Below are 16,586 nucleotides of genomic sequence, written 5' to 3' on the forward strand. Positions count from 1 at the left end.
AACAAATTCATTTTCAGGGCGTGGCCGATGGCTACGCCCTTATTATGCGTTTCTTGAATTTCTGAAATTGGAATTTGAAATTGGACGCATATCGCAAACTCCATTATTGTGCAATGCAACAACAGACCATTCATGGAGGGCATATGTCCACTTTTACCAACACCTACAGCAACGACAACAATAACTACTTCAGCAACCTGGGCCGCGCCACGCGCGCCTTCCTGGGCGCCCTGCTCGCTTCCAAGCCATACAGCGAACTGGCGCAGAAGGAAGTCATCGCCAGCAGCGTCACCGATGAAGAACAGCGCTATGTGCGCCCAAGCAAGCGCGATTTCGCCCTGCTGAACTCGGAAGCGAACCGCTACGAAAAGCTGATGCCGAATCTGGCCGCAGAACTGCGCTTCCTGGCGTCGCGCGGCTAAAAACTCCCAGGGCGGCGTTGCCTGCGCCTCGCCGTACTGACGTACTGTCTTCGGCTTGACGCCTGGCCCTGGACGTTTTTTAAGCTAACTAAATATTAACAAGGAATTTTTATGATGTTTCTCGAAACCGCATTGATCGCCGTGGCCGTCGTGGTCACCGGCATCCATTTTTACCTGATCACGACCGGCAAGGCCCGTTTCTAATCAGTCGGCAGCACGCCGCGCCATGCATGTGCAGCAGTACAAGGTAATAAGTACAAGGTAATCATGTGATATGTCAGCCTGGCAATCGGTCCAGGCTGGCAAGTGGGAAGTTAGTACTGTCTTAATGTGGCGCAGCCGCGTCCACCGGCGTTTCCAGCAGTGGCGGGGTCTGGCCCTTGCGCACGATCTGCACGAAAATCTCATTCTGTTTGACCATGCCCAGCTCATAGCGGGCACGCTCCTCGACGGCGCCCGTGCCATCTTTCAGGTCGCGCACTTCGGATTCGAGCTTGGCGTTTCGCGCCTTCAATTCCACGTTCTTCTTGTTGGCCACCGCCACTTGGGCTTCCATGTCGGCAACACGCAGCCAGCCGCCTTTACCCAGCCAGAGGGGAAATTGTATCAACAGCAGCAGGGCTGCCAGGGCGAGCGTAATCAGGCGCATGGGGCATTCAGTTAAAAAACCGGCCGGAACATCTCCGGCCGGCCAGTGGGTTTTACATCAGCTTACTTCAGATTATAGAACGCATCGCGGCCAGGGTAGCTGGCGATGTCGCCCAGGTCTTCCTCGATACGCAGCAGCTGGTTGTACTTGGCCATGCGGTCCGAACGCGACATCGAGCCGGTCTTGATCTGCAGGGCGTTGGTGGCCACGGCGATATCGGCGATGGTCGAGTCTTCCGTTTCGCCCGAGCGGTGCGAAATGACGGCCGTGTAACCGGCGCGCTTGGCCATTTCGATGGCGGCAAAGGTTTCCGTCAGGGTGCCGATCTGGTTGATCTTGATCAGGATCGAGTTGGCGATACCTTTCGAGATGCCTTCTTTCAGGATCTTGGTGTTGGTGACATACAGGTCGTCGCCGACCAGTTGCACTTTCTTGCCCAGTTCCGCCGTCAGGATCGCCCAGCCGTCCCAGTCGCCTTCATGCATCGCGTCTTCGATCGAGATGATCGGGTACTTGTCGCACCAGGTCGCCAGCAGGTTGGTGAATTCGGTGGCCGTCAGGCTCAGGCCTTCGCCTTCCATTTCATATTTGCCGTTCTTGTAGAACTCGGACGCGGCGCAATCGAGGCCGATGGCGATCTGCGTGCCTGGCTCGTAGCCCGCTTCTTCGATGGCCTGGATGATCAGCTTGATGGCTTCTTCATGGTTGGCCAGCGATGGCGCGAAACCGCCTTCGTCGCCCACGTTGGTGTTCAGGCCCTTCTTGTGCAGGATCTTTTTCAGCGTGTGGAATACTTCCGCGCCGTAGCGGACGGCTTCCTTGAACGACGGTGCGCCCACGGGAATGATCATGAATTCCTGGATGTCCAGGTTGTTGTCGGCGTGTGCGCCGCCGTTGATGACGTTCATCATCGGCACTGGCATCTGCATGGCGCCCGAACCGCCGAAATAGCGGTACAGCGGCAAGCCCGCTTCTTCAGCGGCAGCCTTGGCGACAGCCATCGAGACGGCCAGGATGGCGTTGGCGCCCAGGCGCGATTTGTTTTCCGTGCCGTCCAGGTCGATCAGGGTACGGTCCAGGAAAGCCTGTTCATTGGCGTCCAGGCCCATGATGGCTTCGGAGATTTCGGTATTGATGTTTTCGCATGCTTGCAGGACGCCCTTGCCGAAGTAGCGCTTGGCGTCGCCATCGCGCAATTCCACGGCTTCGCGCGAACCGGTCGAGGCACCCGACGGCACGGCCGCACGGCCCATCACGCCCGATTCCAGCAACACATCGCATTCGACGGTCGGGTTACCGCGCGAGTCCAGGATTTCGCGACCGATAATATCAACAATAGCACTCATGTCATTCTCCAAAGTTAAGCGTAACAGGGGCTGCACACTGCGTTCTGATGCGCAATTGCACAAAGTGGGCAAAGAAACTCCCGGCGGAGACTATCAGGCCGGGAGCTGTCTTACAGGTAATACTGTCGCTATCGACCGGCGTTATTCAGCGACGGCGTTGGCTTCCTTGTGCGCCAGCGCTGCCTTGATGAACGAGGTAAACAACGGATGGCCGGTGCGTGGCGTCGACTTGAACTCAGGATGGTATTGCACGCCCATATACCATGGGTGGGCATTCTCACCCGTGCGTGGCAATTCCATGATTTCGCACAAATCTTCGCTCGGCGTACGGGCCGACACGATCAGGCCAGCCGCTTCGACACGGGCCAGGTAGTGATTATTGGCTTCGTAGCGATGGCGGTGACGCTCGGTCACCACGCTGCCGTAGATCTCGGCGGCGAGGGTGCCCGGATTGACGGCGCAGGTCTGCGCGCCCAGGCGCATGGTACCGCCCAGGTCCGAGTTTTCATCGCGCAACTCGACTTTACCATCGTGGTTTTGCCACTCATTGATCAGTGCAACGACAGGTTGATCCGTATCAAGGTCGAACTCGGTCGAATTCGCGTTTGGCATGCCTGCCTTGTTGCGCGCGTATTCGATCAAGGCCACTTGCATGCCCAGGCAGATGCCCAGGTAAGGGATCTTGTTTTCACGGGCGAACTGGGCCGCCTTGATCTTGCCTTCCACGCCGCGCTTGCCGAAGCCGCCCGGTACCAGGATGGCATCGTACTTGCCCAGGTTGTCGCAACCGGTCGTTTCGATTTCTTCCGAATCGATGTACTCGATGTTGACGCGGCTTTCCGTGTGGATGCCGGCGTGGCGCAGCGCTTCGATCAGCGACTTGTACGACTCGGTCAGTTCCACATACTTGCCGACCATGCCGACGGTGATTTCCGCCTTCGGGTGCTCCATCGTGTAGATCAGCTTGCTCCAGATCGACAGGTCGGCCGGTGCCGGATCGAGGTCCAGCGCGTCGCAGATGATCTTGTCGAGGCCCTGGTCGTGCAGCATTTGCGGCACTTTGTAGATGGTGTCGACGTCCCACACGGAAATGACGGCGTCTTCCTCGATGTTCGAGAACAGCGAGATTTTCGCGCGCTCGTCTTCCGGGATGGCGCGGTCGGCGCGGCACAGCAGCGCGTTTGGCAAGATGCCGATTTCGCGCAGCTTTTGCACCGAGTGCTGGGTCGGCTTGGTTTTCAGTTCACCGGCCGAGGCGATGTAAGGCACCAGGGTCAGGTGGACGAAAGCCGTGTTCTTGCGGCCGGCGCGCAGGCTCAGCTGACGCGCCGCTTCCAGGAATGGCAGCGATTCGATATCGCCGACGGTGCCGCCGATTTCGCACAGGGCCACGTCGTAGCCTTCGGCGCCACGGCGGATGTAATCCTGGATTTCATTGGTGATATGCGGAATCACCTGCACGGTCTTGCCCAGATATTCGCCCCGGCGTTCCTTGCGGATCACCGATTCATAGATCTGGCCAGTGGTGAAGTTATTCACCTTTTTCATGCGGGTGGAGATGAAGCGCTCGTAGTGACCGAGGTCGAGGTCGGTTTCGGCCCCGTCATCGGTGACGAATACTTCACCGTGCTGCATAGGGCTCATCGTGCCAGGATCGACGTTGATATACGGGTCGAGCTTGAGCATGGTGACTTTAAGGCCGCGCGATTCGAGGATCGCGGCGAGGGAGGCGGCGGCAATCCCTTTTCCAAGGGAAGACACAACGCCACCAGTGACGAAGACAAATTTGGTCATTGCAGATGGTGCCGAACGGCACGTGCGGGAAATTGAAATTATACACTAAAGCCCGCCTGCGTCGCTCCCCGCGCGCGGAAATTTGCGCCAAATGACGACTATCCCTCCCCCTCCTGCTGTCTACGCGCAACAAAATTACCCAATAACAATAATTGAAATATTTCCAATTCCATATTTTGTGTGGGAGACCGAACAGACCCTGCCACGGCATACGTCCAGACTGGAATTTTTCAACGGAGGTACATCATGAGCTACGAAGAACGCGACGCCTACGGCATGTATGTCAACCGCGGCCACAAAGGCCCCGGCCCTGAACTGATGGGTGCAGACACCCTGATCGGCGACCATGTACACAACGCCAAGGATGAACATCTGGGCGAAATCAAGGAAATCATGATCGACATGCGCAGCGGCAAAATCGCCTACGCCGTCATGTCGCACGGCGGCGTCTTCACCATCGGCGAAAAGCTGTTCGCCGTGCCGTGGGAAGCGCTGCTGCTCGACACCGTCAACAAGCGCTTCACCCTCAACGTCGACAAGGAGCGCATCGAAAACGCGCCCGGCTTCGATACGGATAACTGGCCGAACATGGCCGATACCACATGGGTGAACTCGATTCACAGCTACTACGGCACCACGCCGCGCGAGTATTAATTAACCCGAAGCGGAGGGCCGGGGTCGTACCCTGAGGGTACGACCCCAGTATTTGCACTTGGGTTTGGTTAAAAACGGTATTCCAGCCCTGCCACATACGTCCTGCCCCGCGCCGTACTCATCGGCGTATTGTCGTTCGACTGCGACGGCATCGAGTTCAAGCGGTTCAGCGCTTCCGAGTAATTCTTGTTCATGGCGTTCTGCACGGACAGGCGCAGGAACAGGTTCTTGCTGACCTGGTAACTCGCATACAGGTCGATCACGGCCGGTATCTTAGGATTGTCGGCCTTGAGCACTTCGCCCGTCGCTTCATCGGCTTCATTATCCGGCGACAGGCGGCGGTTCGATCCCGTGTGCTTGATGATGGCGCCCACTTCCAGCTTGTTGTCCAGCAAGCGCGTGCCCACGTCGAGGTTGTAATACGTGCTGGGCAGCTCGCTGATGTCGGCCGCGCCAAACCACGCGCTGGCGATCGAGGTGGGCTGGCTGGTCTTTTCACGCGTGTACGACAGGCGCGCATAGGCAGGACCCAGCTGGTACTGCGCTTCCAGTTCCCAGCCGCGCGTATGCACGGGTGTGGCCGAGTTAATGTAGATATACATATTCGTCATGTACGCATCGACGGTCTCCCAATCCGTGGCGATCACTTCCGATATATTGCACTTGCGCCCGTTATCGCACACGAGGAAGGATTGGCTGGTGATATAGCCATCGATCTTGCTCTTGAAATACAGGGCCTTGAAGTTCAGCGCATCGTTGGCGCTCAGCAAACCATGCAGGCTGGAATTAAAGCCCAGCTGATAGGTCGTCGCTTTCTCTCCCTTCAGAAAGGGGTTCATCGACGCCCCGCCGTCATTCGAGAAAAACACTTCCTGCGGATTCGGGCCGCGCATGGTGCGCTCGGCGCTGGCAAACGGCTGGAACCACGGCGTCACCTGCGCGGAAACGAGCAGCGAGGGATTGATGCCATGCTCCTTGAGCGCAATATTGCTTGCCCCTTGCGGGAAGCACTGCACGCGCAAATCGCAGGCGGGCTTGTGGCCCGTCAAATCAAAGTGCGTGTAGTTGAGGCCCGCATTGACTTGAACAATGCCGCGGTTGTATTGCAGGCCCGCATACAGGCTGTTGATCTTTTGCACGCCCTCGGGGCCGAACGTATTGTTTTCAATCGATTGCTTGTTCGCATCCGGGTTGTCCGGATCGTCGACGAGGCTTTCCACGTGCTTGCTGTATTTATTACGCATCAGCTTGCCGCCAATGGTCACCAGCGCATCGCCGCCGGCCAGTCTGAAGCTGCTGGTGTTGTTGATGTCGAAGGCGTCGGCGCGGTTGGCCGCATTCGTGTTGATGAAATTGGTCAGCGCCTCGGGCATGTATTTCTGCTTGCCGCGACTGCTGCTGGCCACCACATTGAGATCGATCAACTCGGAAAACGGCGTGTAGTGATATTTTACGTAGTAGTCATCGCTCTGGATGTCGCGGCGCGTAAACGTGCTGCGGTAATCGCGCGCCGACAGTTCCAGCGCATGGAAGTCGCTCAACTTGAGGTCCAGCTTGAGTAGTTGCGACTTGGGTTTTTGCTTGTAATAGCGGTTGTAGCCAAAACCAAATTCCTCGCTGTTGACGCCCTTCGCATTCTTGTAGTTGTTGCCGATCACGCTCGCGCTGGTGGCTGCCATGAAACCCACGCTGCCGCCGTCGAAGGCCGGATTTTTCATGCCCACGGCCAGCATGGCGCTGCGCCCCACGCCGTTATTGCCGGTCCACATCTTCGTACGCGCCCCCGTTTTTTCCCCGGCAAAGACGACGTCATCGACACCGATGGTGCGGAAATTGGCGCTGCCGGCCAGCGCATTGACGCCGTCGCCGCCGACGACATTGCCGCGCGACACGTCCACGCCAATGATGAAATTCGGATCGATCAGGGCGCCGAACTGACTGCTGGGCACGCCGCCGTGCGACACGGACGAGGGTGCGCTGCCATAGTAATTCTGACTCACGCCATCGACCATCATGTTGACGCGCCCCAGGCCCGACAAGCCGCGGATGTTGACGCTGACGGCGCCCTGCGCCGGATCGATCTGGGTAAACGTGCCCGGCATGCTGCGCACGATCTGGTCCACGGGCTGCAAGCGCGTGTCCGGCCCGCGCGCACTGACGGCGCCCGGTTTTTCCAGCGCCTGCTGTTCCGCCGGCACCGTTTCACCCGATACATTCAATGGTGGAAATTCCACCTTGCCACTGTCTTGGAGTTGTTGTGCCCATGCCTGCTGCGCGAGCAAAGCCATGCAGATGCCCACGGCCTGCGTCATTGTCTTGATATGCATACACCCTCGATTTGTTATGGATAGATTTTTGAATGAAAAGCGATGGCATCCTCATGCCTTGTCCTGTCCTGGCTCCAGCTTGAACGAGACGGGCAAGGTGACGGTCACCGTGCCCTGGTGCAGGACGTTGTCGGGCGGCGCCGGCAACGGTTGCGCGCGCTCAAGCACTTGCAGCGCTTCGCGGTCGAGCAGCACCGTGCCCGATGAAGTGACCAGTTCGCTGGCCAGCAGCTTGCCCTCGCGGTCCACCTGGAAGCGCACCCAGGCGGCGCCAGCCCGCTTGCGCTGACGCGCATCGCCCGGATAGCGCTTGAAGTGGGCCAGATGGCCGAGCACACGGCTTTGCCAGCTGGCCGGCGCCGCGCTGCTTGACGGCGTGTCGCTATTGAACGGCGCCGCCTGCGGACCGCGCACGGCAGCCGGTGCCGGCGTGGCGCTGCTGCTGGCCTGCGCGGGCACGGCAGCTTCCTTGGCGGCATCCTTGCCCGGCTCCGTCGATGGGCTGGCAGCCGCCTTTTCCTCTTTTTCCGCCGCGACGATCTCCGGCGCGGCGGCGCGCGCCAGCACGGGCAGCGCCTCTTGCCGGATGGCGCTCCTTGGCGGCCGGGCCGAGCTGGAGGCAGCCGACTGGCGCGCGCCCACGGCATGCGCGACCTGTGTTTCCGGCGACATCGCCTGTGCGGCAAATACCACCATCACGCTGGCCGCCGGGTTGGCGGGCGCCACGGCGACGGGCTGCCAGCCGGCCCACAGCAGCAACGCCAGCATGCCCGCTACCACCAGCGCCGTGGCGATGCCCCAGTTCAATACAGGGCGCGGATTCACCCACCCTCCCGGCCGACCAGGCCCACTTTCAGATAACCGGCCTGGCGCAGGGCATCCATCACGCCCAGCACATCCTCATACGCCGCTTGCTTGTCAGCCTGGAAAAACAGGGTGCGCTGGCGGTCGCCGCCCGTCTGGGCGTCAAGCAAACCGCCCAGCTGCTCGCGCGCCACGGGCGACTCGCCCAGATACAGGCTGTGGTCCGCTTTCAGGGACACGAACAGGGGCTTTTCGGGGCGCGGTTCCGGCTTGGCCGTGGCGGCCGGCAAGTCGATTTTCAGGTCGACCGTGGCCAGCGGCGAGACCACCATGAAGATGATCAACAGCACCAGCATCACATCGATGAAGGGCGTGACATTGATCTCGCTCAACTCAGGCATGTCGGCCGTGTCGTCGTCCTGGGAAGGAAAGAGGCTGGCCATGGCTCAGGCCTGCTTGCGCGTGTCGAGGTCGCGGCTCAGCATCAGCAGCACTTGCGCGGAAGCGGCCCGCAACTGCGCCTTGTACTGGTTGATGCCACGGCTGAGCACGTTATAGATGACGACGGCGGGAATCGCCGCCACCAGGCCCAGCGCCGTCGCCAGCAAGGCTTCCGCGATGCCGGGCGCGACGGTGGCCAGATTCGTGCTCTGGCTGACGGCGATGCCGATGAAGCTGTTCATGATGCCCCACACGGTGCCGAACAGGCCGACAAACGGCGCCACGGCGCCGATGCTGGCGAGCAGGCCGATGCCTTGCGTCATGGCGCGCACCTGCTGCGCAATGAACTGTTCCTGGCGAAAGCCGGCCCGCTCTTTCAGGGCCGCCGCCGGCGCGCTGGCGTGCGACAGATTCAGTTCCTGCTGCACATCGTCGAGCAACTGCTGCGCCAGCGAAGTGCTGCCTGCCCCCTCCACTTTGGCGGCCGCGTCAGGCAGCGAGGTGGCCGTCTTCAGCATGGCGACGGCTTGCGCCGCCGCGCGCCGGGCTTGCAGCAAACTGGCGCCCTTCACCAGCAAGACCACCCAGGTGGCCAGCGCGGCAATCAGCAAGCCGATGAGCACGCTTTTGACAACCTGGTCGGCGGCGAAAAACATGCCCAACGGCGACATATCGTGCGGCAAGGCGGACGCTTGCGCGGTGGCATGGAACAGGGAAAGAAACATGCCGCCAGCGGCGGCTTTGATACGGAACAAGGGGATACGCATGGGAGCTTCAACAGGTAACAGGCATGGCTGCGCCAACGGCGCGCACGCGCATGCAACAAAATCGGACGGACTACCTGGCTGCTGCGGGGAAGCTTGCTGGGGGAGAATGCCGGGCTGACCGCCCGGCGGAGGTGAAACGGCTTACTTGGCGCTGGCGATGGCGGATGCGGCAACCGGCGTGAACCAGACGAAATCCGCCTGCGGCGCCAGCACCGTGGCGCCCTTCTGCGCCAGGACCAGCACCAGCGGCGCAGGTCCGCCCGTCAAGTCCTGCACGTGCAGCGGCACGCCCAGGTCCTTGTGCGCATGGTAGGCGCCGGCGATCAGCACGGCCGGCGCGGGCGCGGCCAACAGGCGCTCGGCCATGCGGCGGTCGCGCTGCTGCTGCACCGACAGCATGGCGGCCAGGCGCGGTTCGTCGATCTGGTTGTCATGCATGACGCGGATGATATCTTTCAGCTTGGCATGCACCTTGCCATCGTTGGCCAGGTTCGAGTGCTTGCCCTGCACGGCCGGCTTGTCGACAAACATTTGCTTGATCTCGCTGCGGTCCAGGTTGGCCGACCAGACGGGATACGGCGCGCGCATCACGGTCATGACCAGGTCGCCATACTGTTCCCACTTCCAGCTAGGCTGCCAGGCCAGCAGCTCGGCCACGTGCTCGGGGCGCACGACGGGATCCGTCTGCAGCCACGGCTTGACCTTGTCCACCTTGGCTTGCTGGTCCGGGTTCAGCATTTCCAGCAGCACGCTGCCTTGCGGGCGCCGGCCCTGCAACTGCTGCAACAGCCATTGCTCGATCTGATGATGGCTGAGCTGGTCATGCTGTTCGCCCACGATGATCCTCGGCGCGGCGGCCAGCTGGGCCAGCAGTTGCTCGGCAGTGACGCGCTGGCCGCTGCGCAAGTCGACGATCTCGCCCAACTGGCGCACATCCTGCGCGGCGGACGTCGCGGCGCCGCCGGTGGCCGCACCAGTTACGGGGGCGACACTGCTGCAGGCGCTCAGGGCCAGCACGCAGGCGGGCAGGACGGCAGCGATGGACAGGGAGAATTTCATGGGCATGGCCTTTCGGGTCTAAGCACGCATTGCAAAATAACTACTGGCGGGCATTTTAATAGAAATGATTCTCATTTACAACCAATGCATGGCGAACCATACAGATTTTTTTACTACTGGCAAAAACCAATATGCTGCTTCGGTGAAATCCCCGGGCGCGGAGTAGAATAAAAAAAACGGAGGACTCGCGTGAATCAAACTGACCAGTTGGCGGTACTGAAAAAACCGCTGCCCGTATCCCTTGCTGCCGTACTTTCCCTGATCTTTGCCGACCGCTTTTCCATGACGCAAGCCATGCGCGAACACCATGGCCGCGACGAGTCGAGCTATCCTCCCATGCTGCCGGACGCCGTCATCTTCGCCCATTCCACCGAGGAAGTGGCGGCTGCCGTCAAGCTGTGCAGCGCGCACGACGTGCCCATCATCGCCTACGGCAGCGGCACTTCGCTCGAAGGCCACGTGCTGGCCCTGCATGGCGGCGTGACGATTGATCTGTCGCAAATGCACCAGATGGTGGCGGTGCATGGCGAAGACTTGACGGCCACCGTGCAGGCGGGCGTGACGCGCAAACAGCTGAACGAGGAAATCCGCGACACGGGCCTGTTCTTCCCCATCGACCCGGGCGCCAATGCGTCGCTGGGCGGCATGGCCGCCACGCGCGCCTCGGGCACGAACGCCGTGCGCTACGGCACCATGCGCGAAAACGTGCTGGCCCTGACGGTGGTGACGGCCGATGGCCGCATCATCAAGACGGGGACCAGGGCGAAAAAATCGTCGGCCGGCTACGACCTGACGCGCCTGTTCGTCGGCAGCGAGGGCACCCTGGGCATCATCACGGAAGTGACCGTGAAACTGTATCCGCTGCCGGAAGCCATCTCGGCCGCCGTGTGCTCGTTCCCCGGCACGGGCGAAGCCGTCAGCGCCGTGATCCAGACCATCCAGATGGGTATTCCCGTGGCGCGGGTCGAGTTTCTCGATGAAAATGGCGTGAAAGCCATCAATGCCTACGACAAGATGGCGCTGCCGGAAAAGCCATTATTACTGTTTGAATTTCACGGCACGCCAGCCAGCGTGGCCGAGCAGGCGCAGCTGGTGCAAGCCATTACGGCGGAGCATGGCGCCAGCGATTTCGAGTGGGCCAGCCGTCCCGAAGACCGCTCGCGCCTGTGGGCCGCGCGTCACAATGCGTATTTCGCCCTGCTGCAACTGCGCCCCGGCAGCCGCGCCATTTCCACCGATTGCTGCGTGCCGATTTCGCGCCTGGCCGAATGCATCCTGGCTACCAAGGCCGATTGCGAAGCGCAGGGCCTGGTCTACGCCATCATCGGCCACGTGGGCGACGGCAACTTCCACGTGCAGATGCTGGTCAATCCCGATGACCCGGCCGACATCGCGCGCGCGGAAAAGGTCAACAGCGACATGGTCACGCGCGCCATCGGCATGGACGGCACCTGCACGGGCGAGCACGGCGTGGGCATGCACAAGATGGCCTTCCTCGTGGAAGAACATGGTGCAGGCGCGATCGACACCATGCGCGCCCTCAAGCACGCGCTGGATCCGAAGAACATCATGAATCCGGGGAAGATCGTGCGCTGGTAACTATACTGCCATGCGCATCGGCACGAAAGCGATACCGCCCTCCTCCACCTTCGGCCCCGTGGCGACAAAGCCCAGGCTTGTGTACAGGGGCAAGGCGTACAGGGAGGAATTGACGGTAAACGCCGTCACATCGCCTTTGGCCAGCGACGCATCGCGGGCTGCCTGCCACAGGCGGCGCGCCATGCCGCGCCGGTGCCAGGCGCGCGGCACGAACATGTGGAACAGATGCGTGTTGTCGCGCATGGCCACCACACCGGCCAGTGCACCGTCGATATGCGCGAGCTGGTAGGCATAGCGAGTCTGCGACAGATAGCCTTCGATGGCCGGCTGGCGGCAATGTTCGATGAATTTTTCCGCCCCCGCGCCATCCGGGTGCAGGGTCAAAAAGGGCATCAGGTCGTCGATCAGGGCGACGATGGCGGGCGCGTCGGCGACCAGGGCGGGACGCAGTGTCGGTTCGGGCAAGGTTGTCATCTTCAAATAATGCCATGGCCTCCTCCCCGCCGGCAACTCTCAACAGAAATCGCGGCTGCTGGTCCGCAAGCGTCCCAGCAAATGCGACATGTCGACCAGGCGCTTGGCCACCAGGTTGCGCACGATGCCTTCGCGCTGCCACACGCCGTACACGCCCAGCAGCGGCGCACTCAGCACTTCGCGCCGCTGGCTTTCCACCAGGTCGGGCCAGACGATGACGTTGACCGTGCCCGTCTCGTCTTCCAGGGTCATGAAGATGACGCCCTTGGCCGTGCCCGGCCGCTGGCGCACGGTGACGATGCCGCAGGCGCGCGCCAGCTGTCCGCTCGTGTAAGTCATCAAGGTGGACGCGGGCAGGAAACGCTGTTCCAGCAATTGCCTGCGCAGCAGCGCCAGCGGGTGGCGGCCCAGGGTCAGGCCTTGCGCGCGGTAATCGCTGACGATGCTCTCGCCTTCCGTCGGCGCGGCCAGCACGGGCAAGTCTTCCTCTTGTGAGGTGGCGCGCAGCAAATCCCTGTCGGGCACGGCGCCGGCCGCCTGCCACAGCGCCGCGCGCCGGTGCCCGGCCAGCGCGTGCAGCGCGTTGCCGGCAGCGAGCACCTGCAAATCATGACGGTCCAGGCCGCCACGGAGGGCCAGGTCGGCCACATCAAGAAAGGCAGCGATGGCGCGCGCATCCTCGATGCGCCAGGCCGCTTCCGCGCGCATGCCGAACAGGCTGTTCAAGCCCAGGCGCACGGCGGGTGCGACACCCCGCCCCCCCTGCTCTTCCAGCTCCGCCTCCCAGCCGCTGATGGCCACATCGACGGGCAGCACTTGCACACCATGCCGACGCGCATCCTGCACCAGTTGCGAGGGACTGTAAAAGCCCATGGGCTGGCTGTTGAGCAAGGCGCACAGAAAGGCGGCCGGTTCGTGGCATTTCAGCCAGGAACTGGCGTACGTCAGCAGCGCGAAACTGGCAGCGTGCGATTCGGGAAAACCGTATTCGCCAAAGCCCTCGATCTGGCTGAAGATGGCTTCCGCAAACGTCCGATCGTAATCATTTTTGACCATCGTTTCGACGATGCGTTTCTTGTAATTGTTCATGCCGCCCTTGCGTTTCCAGGCCGCCATGGCGCGCCGCAACTGGTCCGCTTCGCCGGGTGTGAAATCGGCCGCGATGATGGCCACCTGCATTACCTGCTCCTGGAAGATCGGGATGCCCAGGGTGCGTCCCAGCGCCTTTTCCAGGCCCTTCGGATAATCGATTGGCTCCTTTTTCTGGCGCCGCTGCAGATACGGATGCACCATGCCGCCCTGGATGGGGCCGGGGCGCACCAGCGCCACCTCGATGACGAGGTCGTAGAATTCCCGGGGACGCAGGCGCGGCAGCATGCTCATCTGGGCGCGCGACTCGATCTGGAACACGCCGATGGTGTCCGCCTCGCACATCATGTCATAGGTGACGGGGTCTTCTGCGGGAATATCCTGCAGGCGGAATTCCTCGCCGCGCCGCGCCCCCACCAGTTCCAGCGCACGGCGCAGGGCCGACAGCATGCCCAGCGCCAGCACGTCGACCTTCATCAAGCCCAGCTCCTCGAGGTCATTCTTGTCCCACTCGATGACGCTGCGTTCGGCCATGGCCGCGTTTTCAATCGGCACCAGACGCGACAACTTGCCCTGAGCAATGACAAAGCCGCCCGGATGCTGCGACAAATGACGAGGAAAGCCCAGCAACTGCTGCGCCAGGCCAGCCCACTGCTGCGACAATGCCGCTTCCGGGTCGAGTCCGCATTCGGCCAGGCGCTCGAGCAGATCGCGCTTGCCATCGAACCAGCGATGCGCCTTGGCCACTTTTTCCACGATGGCCAGGTCGATCCCCAGCGCCCGGCCGGTGTCGCGCAAGGCGCTCCTGGGCCGGTAGCTGATCACCACGGCCGCCAGCGCGGCCCGCTCGCGGCCATATTTGCCATAGATATATTGAATCACTTCTTCGCGCCGCTGGTGCTCGAAATCGACGTCGATATCGGGCGGCTCGTTGCGCTCGCGCGACATGAAACGCCCGACCAGCGAGTTGCCGCGCGCCGGGTCCACTTCCGTGATGTGCAAGCAATAGCAGACGGCCGAATTGGCGGCCGAGCCCCTGCCCTGGCACAGGATGTTTTGCGAGCGGGCAAAGCGCACGATGTCGTACACGGTCAAAAAGTAGGCTTCATACGACAGCTCCGCGATCAGTTCCAGCTCCTGCTCGACCTGCTCCTGCACGTTCGCCGGAATGCCCAGCGGAAAGCGGATACGCGCGCCCGCATACGTTTCTTCGCGCAGATACGTCGCCGGCGTGTGGCCGTGCGGCACCAGCTCGATTGGATAGTCATAGCACAGGCTGTCGAGCGAGAATGTGCACAGCTCCGCGATGCGCAGGGTTTGCGCCAGCGCCTGCGGCGGATACACATTGGCCAGGCGCAAGCGCGCGCGCAGATGCTGCTCCGCGTTTTGCGCCAGCGCATAGCCGCACTCGCCCACGGGCTTGCCCACGCGGATCGCGCACAGCGTGTCGAGCAAGGGCTTGCGCGAACGCACGTGCATGCACACGTGGCCGACGGCCACCACGGACAAGCCCAGCGCTTGCGCCGCCTCCTGCACGGCGCTGCGGTGCGCGTCATCCTGCGCCCGCTGCAGCAGGTTCAAGCCTATCCAGCTGCGCTCGCTGCCAAAGGTAGCCGCCATCCACGCCCCCTGCGCGCACAGCGCCTCGGGCTGGGCCGGATAGCTGGGCAGCAAGATCATCAGACAGCCGGGCAGCCCCCGCAAATGGGCAAACTCTGGCGATGGCGCGGCGAAATCATCGGGCGTCAGCAAATAGCGCCCCTTGGCCGCCCGCGTGCGCGCCATGGTGATCAGTTCAGACAAGTTGCCGTAACCGTCGATGTCTTGCACCAGCGCCAGCAAGGACAGGGCCGGACTGCCGTCGGACTGCGTCAAGTGAAAATGTGCCCCGATAATCAGGGGAAAATCGGCCCGCTTGGCCACCGCATGGGCGCGTACGACACCCGCCAACGAACACTCGTCGGTAATGGCCAGCCCCTTGTAACCGAGCTGGACGGCGCGCGCCACCAGCTCTTCCGCATGCGAGGCCCCATGCAGGAAGCTGAAATTGCTCAGGCAGTACAACTCAGCATACTCGGGTAAGACTGCGCCCCACATGATCCACCTCAATACTGTATATAAACACAGTATATTATACTTATCTGGAATCGGGCTTATCGTTTATGCTGGTGTTTTACCTCCACATCGACCGCCATGATCGTCCATCTCTTGAAATGTTTCGGCGCCGCACCAGGTGGCGGCAATGCGGCACTGGTCGTGGAAAACGACCACGGCAGCGAAACGGCTCGCCAGCAATTCGCCCAGGAGCGGCAAGTGAGCGCCTGCGTCTTCCTCGACCGGCAGGCGGACGGCGCGGAGGGATGCCTCGTTCTCGACTATTTTTATCCGCACACGCGCAGCCCCCTGTGCCTGCATGCCACCCTGGCGGCCGCGCATGTGCTGCTGACGGCGCCTGGCGCGCCGGCAACCCTGACGGTACGCACCGCCATGCGCGGGCAAGCCTTGCAGCTGGTGCGCCGCGCGGAGGGATTATTCATCGGCCTGGCGCCGCAGCCGGCGCCTGCCGTCACGGTGGAAAAGTATGTGCCATCCGAGCTGATGGGCCAGCATATGCACTTGCTGTCGCCGCCCGTGGTCGCCTCCGTCGGCAGTCCGAAGCTGCTGCTGGAAGTGGCCGACCGCACCACCCTGCGCGCGCTGCGGCCGAACCTGGAACTGATCGCCGACTGGAGCGCCTTGCATCAGGTCAGCGGCTGCTATGCGTATTGCCGCACGGGCGAGCACGAGTATGAGGGGCGCAACTTCAACCACCTCGATCCGGCGCTGGAAGACAGCGCCACGGGCGTGGCGGCGGGGGCGCTGGCGGTGCATTTGCAACAGTCGCTGCGTCTGCACCAGGGCCACGTGACGCAGCAGCCGTGTTTGATCGAGGTGCAATACAGCGCGCAGGCCATCTGGGTGGGCGGCATGGTGCAACGCAGCACCTGAATGGGGCGCGCCGCACCAGCACAAGGCAAGCCAGGCAGCGGCCAAAAGATAATCAACCAGGAAACAACAGTTACAGCAAATTTGTAATAACAAAACAAAGTATCGCTGGTGAATGCTGAAATGATGGCACTAGAATCAAGTCACGAATCTTGCTCATCAGCCACTTGGAGATA

At 61.8% G+C, this 16,586-nt stretch carries 14 protein-coding genes; 4 read left to right on the forward strand and 10 right to left on the reverse strand.

The genetic code is table 11. The features are described 5' to 3' along the window. Positions 1-143 precede the first annotated feature (143 nt). Positions 144-422, forward strand: a complete 279-nt coding sequence (locus tag CSQ92_RS14210; protein WP_099394404.1) for a hypothetical protein — start codon at positions 144-146, stop codon at positions 420-422. A gap of 325 nt (positions 423-747) precedes the next feature. Here CSQ92_RS14210 and ftsB read toward each other — a convergent pair whose 3' ends face one another. From ftsB to CSQ92_RS14225, 3 genes are all read right to left on the reverse strand, one after another. After that, a complete protein-coding gene (gene ftsB, locus CSQ92_RS14215) occupies positions 748-1,071 on the reverse strand; it encodes a cell division protein FtsB (protein ID WP_010400534.1) in 324 nt (107 codons plus the stop codon). A gap of 62 nt (positions 1,072-1,133) precedes the next feature. Further along, the gene (eno, locus tag CSQ92_RS14220) at positions 1,134-2,417 is read right to left on the reverse strand and encodes a phosphopyruvate hydratase (RefSeq protein ID WP_034750709.1); all 1,284 of its coding nucleotides are present in this window, start codon (positions 2,415-2,417) and stop codon (positions 1,134-1,136) included. Positions 2,418-2,558: 141 nt separating this feature from the next. Continuing rightward, entirely contained in the window at positions 2,559-4,211 is a 1,653-nt protein-coding gene (locus CSQ92_RS14225; protein ID WP_034783327.1) for a CTP synthase, read from the reverse strand. Between the two features lie 246 nt (positions 4,212-4,457). On the opposite strand from CSQ92_RS14225, the gene CSQ92_RS14230 reads away from it, so the two are divergent. Further along, a complete protein-coding gene (locus CSQ92_RS14230; RefSeq protein ID WP_035821190.1) occupies positions 4,458-4,865 on the forward strand; it encodes a PRC-barrel domain-containing protein in 408 nt (135 codons plus the stop codon). Between the two features lie 68 nt (positions 4,866-4,933). Here the strand turns inward: CSQ92_RS14230 and CSQ92_RS14235 are convergent, their stop codons facing one another. From CSQ92_RS14235 to CSQ92_RS14255, 5 genes are all read right to left on the reverse strand, one after another. Beyond that, positions 4,934-7,192: a TonB-dependent receptor domain-containing protein gene (locus tag CSQ92_RS14235; protein ID WP_099394405.1), complete on the reverse strand. Its 2,259-nt coding sequence runs from the start codon at positions 7,190-7,192 to the stop codon at positions 4,934-4,936. Positions 7,193-7,243: 51 nt separating this feature from the next. After that, positions 7,244-8,017 (reverse strand): energy transducer TonB family protein, encoded by a 774-nt coding sequence (locus CSQ92_RS14240; protein ID WP_099394406.1) that lies wholly within the window; start codon positions 8,015-8,017, stop codon positions 7,244-7,246. After that, positions 8,014-8,439, reverse strand: a complete 426-nt coding sequence (gene exbD, locus CSQ92_RS14245) for a TonB system transport protein ExbD (protein ID WP_099394407.1) — start codon at positions 8,437-8,439, stop codon at positions 8,014-8,016. The genes CSQ92_RS14240 and exbD overlap by 4 nt, the downstream gene beginning before the upstream one ends. Before the next feature lie 3 nt (positions 8,440-8,442). After that, a complete protein-coding gene (exbB, locus tag CSQ92_RS14250; protein ID WP_099394408.1) occupies positions 8,443-9,204 on the reverse strand; it encodes a tonB-system energizer ExbB in 762 nt (253 codons plus the stop codon). 141 nt (positions 9,205-9,345) lie between these two features. Then, entirely contained in the window at positions 9,346-10,263 is a 918-nt protein-coding gene (locus CSQ92_RS14255; RefSeq protein ID WP_099394409.1) for a ChaN family lipoprotein, read from the reverse strand. Positions 10,264-10,452: 189 nt separating this feature from the next. Here CSQ92_RS14255 and CSQ92_RS14260 point away from each other — a divergent pair, with 189 nt between their 5' ends. Further along, positions 10,453-11,862: an FAD-binding oxidoreductase gene (locus tag CSQ92_RS14260; RefSeq protein ID WP_373606036.1), complete on the forward strand. Its 1,410-nt coding sequence runs from the start codon at positions 10,453-10,455 to the stop codon at positions 11,860-11,862. Here CSQ92_RS14260 and CSQ92_RS14265 read toward each other — a convergent pair whose 3' ends face one another. Beyond that, positions 11,863-12,336 (reverse strand): GNAT family N-acetyltransferase, encoded by a 474-nt coding sequence (locus CSQ92_RS14265; RefSeq protein WP_071653369.1) that lies wholly within the window; start codon positions 12,334-12,336, stop codon positions 11,863-11,865. 39 nt (positions 12,337-12,375) lie between these two features. Continuing rightward, positions 12,376-15,522, reverse strand: a complete 3,147-nt coding sequence (locus CSQ92_RS14270; protein WP_099394410.1) for an error-prone DNA polymerase — start codon at positions 15,520-15,522, stop codon at positions 12,376-12,378. Positions 15,523-15,618: 96 nt separating this feature from the next. Between CSQ92_RS14270 and CSQ92_RS14275 the strand changes: the two genes are divergently transcribed. Beyond that, positions 15,619-16,413 carry a PhzF family phenazine biosynthesis protein gene (locus CSQ92_RS14275; protein ID WP_099394411.1) on the forward strand — a complete coding sequence of 265 codons (795 nt, stop codon included), beginning with the start codon at positions 15,619-15,621 and terminating at the stop codon, positions 16,411-16,413. Positions 16,414-16,586: the final 173 nt, after the last annotated feature.

The sequence above is a fragment of the Janthinobacterium sp. BJB446 genome (assembly GCF_002735655.1).
Lineage (GTDB): Bacteria > Pseudomonadota > Gammaproteobacteria > Burkholderiales > Burkholderiaceae_D > Janthinobacterium > Janthinobacterium lividum.

Coding starts and splice junctions, on each gene's coding strand:
- CSQ92_RS14265 (WP_071653369.1), bottom strand. CDS start 12,336: ATGACAACCTTGCCCGAACCGACACTGCGTCCCGCCCTGGTCGCCGAC.
- ftsB (WP_010400534.1), bottom strand. CDS start 1,071: ATGCGCCTGATTACGCTCGCCCTGGCAGCCCTGCTGCTGTTGATACAA.
- exbB (WP_099394408.1), bottom strand. CDS start 9,204: ATGCGTATCCCCTTGTTCCGTATCAAAGCCGCCGCTGGCGGCATGTTT.
- exbD (WP_099394407.1), bottom strand. CDS start 8,439: ATGGCCAGCCTCTTTCCTTCCCAGGACGACGACACGGCCGACATGCCT.
- CSQ92_RS14225 (WP_034783327.1), bottom strand. CDS start 4,211: ATGACCAAATTTGTCTTCGTCACTGGTGGCGTTGTGTCTTCCCTTGGA.
- CSQ92_RS14275 (WP_099394411.1), top strand. CDS start 15,619: ATGATCGTCCATCTCTTGAAATGTTTCGGCGCCGCACCAGGTGGCGGC.
- eno (WP_034750709.1), bottom strand. CDS start 2,417: ATGAGTGCTATTGTTGATATTATCGGTCGCGAAATCCTGGACTCGCGC.
- CSQ92_RS14210 (WP_099394404.1), top strand. CDS start 144: ATGTCCACTTTTACCAACACCTACAGCAACGACAACAATAACTACTTC.
- CSQ92_RS14230 (WP_035821190.1), top strand. CDS start 4,458: ATGAGCTACGAAGAACGCGACGCCTACGGCATGTATGTCAACCGCGGC.
- CSQ92_RS14255 (WP_099394409.1), bottom strand. CDS start 10,263: ATGAAATTCTCCCTGTCCATCGCTGCCGTCCTGCCCGCCTGCGTGCTG.
- CSQ92_RS14270 (WP_099394410.1), bottom strand. CDS start 15,522: ATGTGGGGCGCAGTCTTACCCGAGTATGCTGAGTTGTACTGCCTGAGC.
- CSQ92_RS14235 (WP_099394405.1), bottom strand. CDS start 7,192: ATGCATATCAAGACAATGACGCAGGCCGTGGGCATCTGCATGGCTTTG.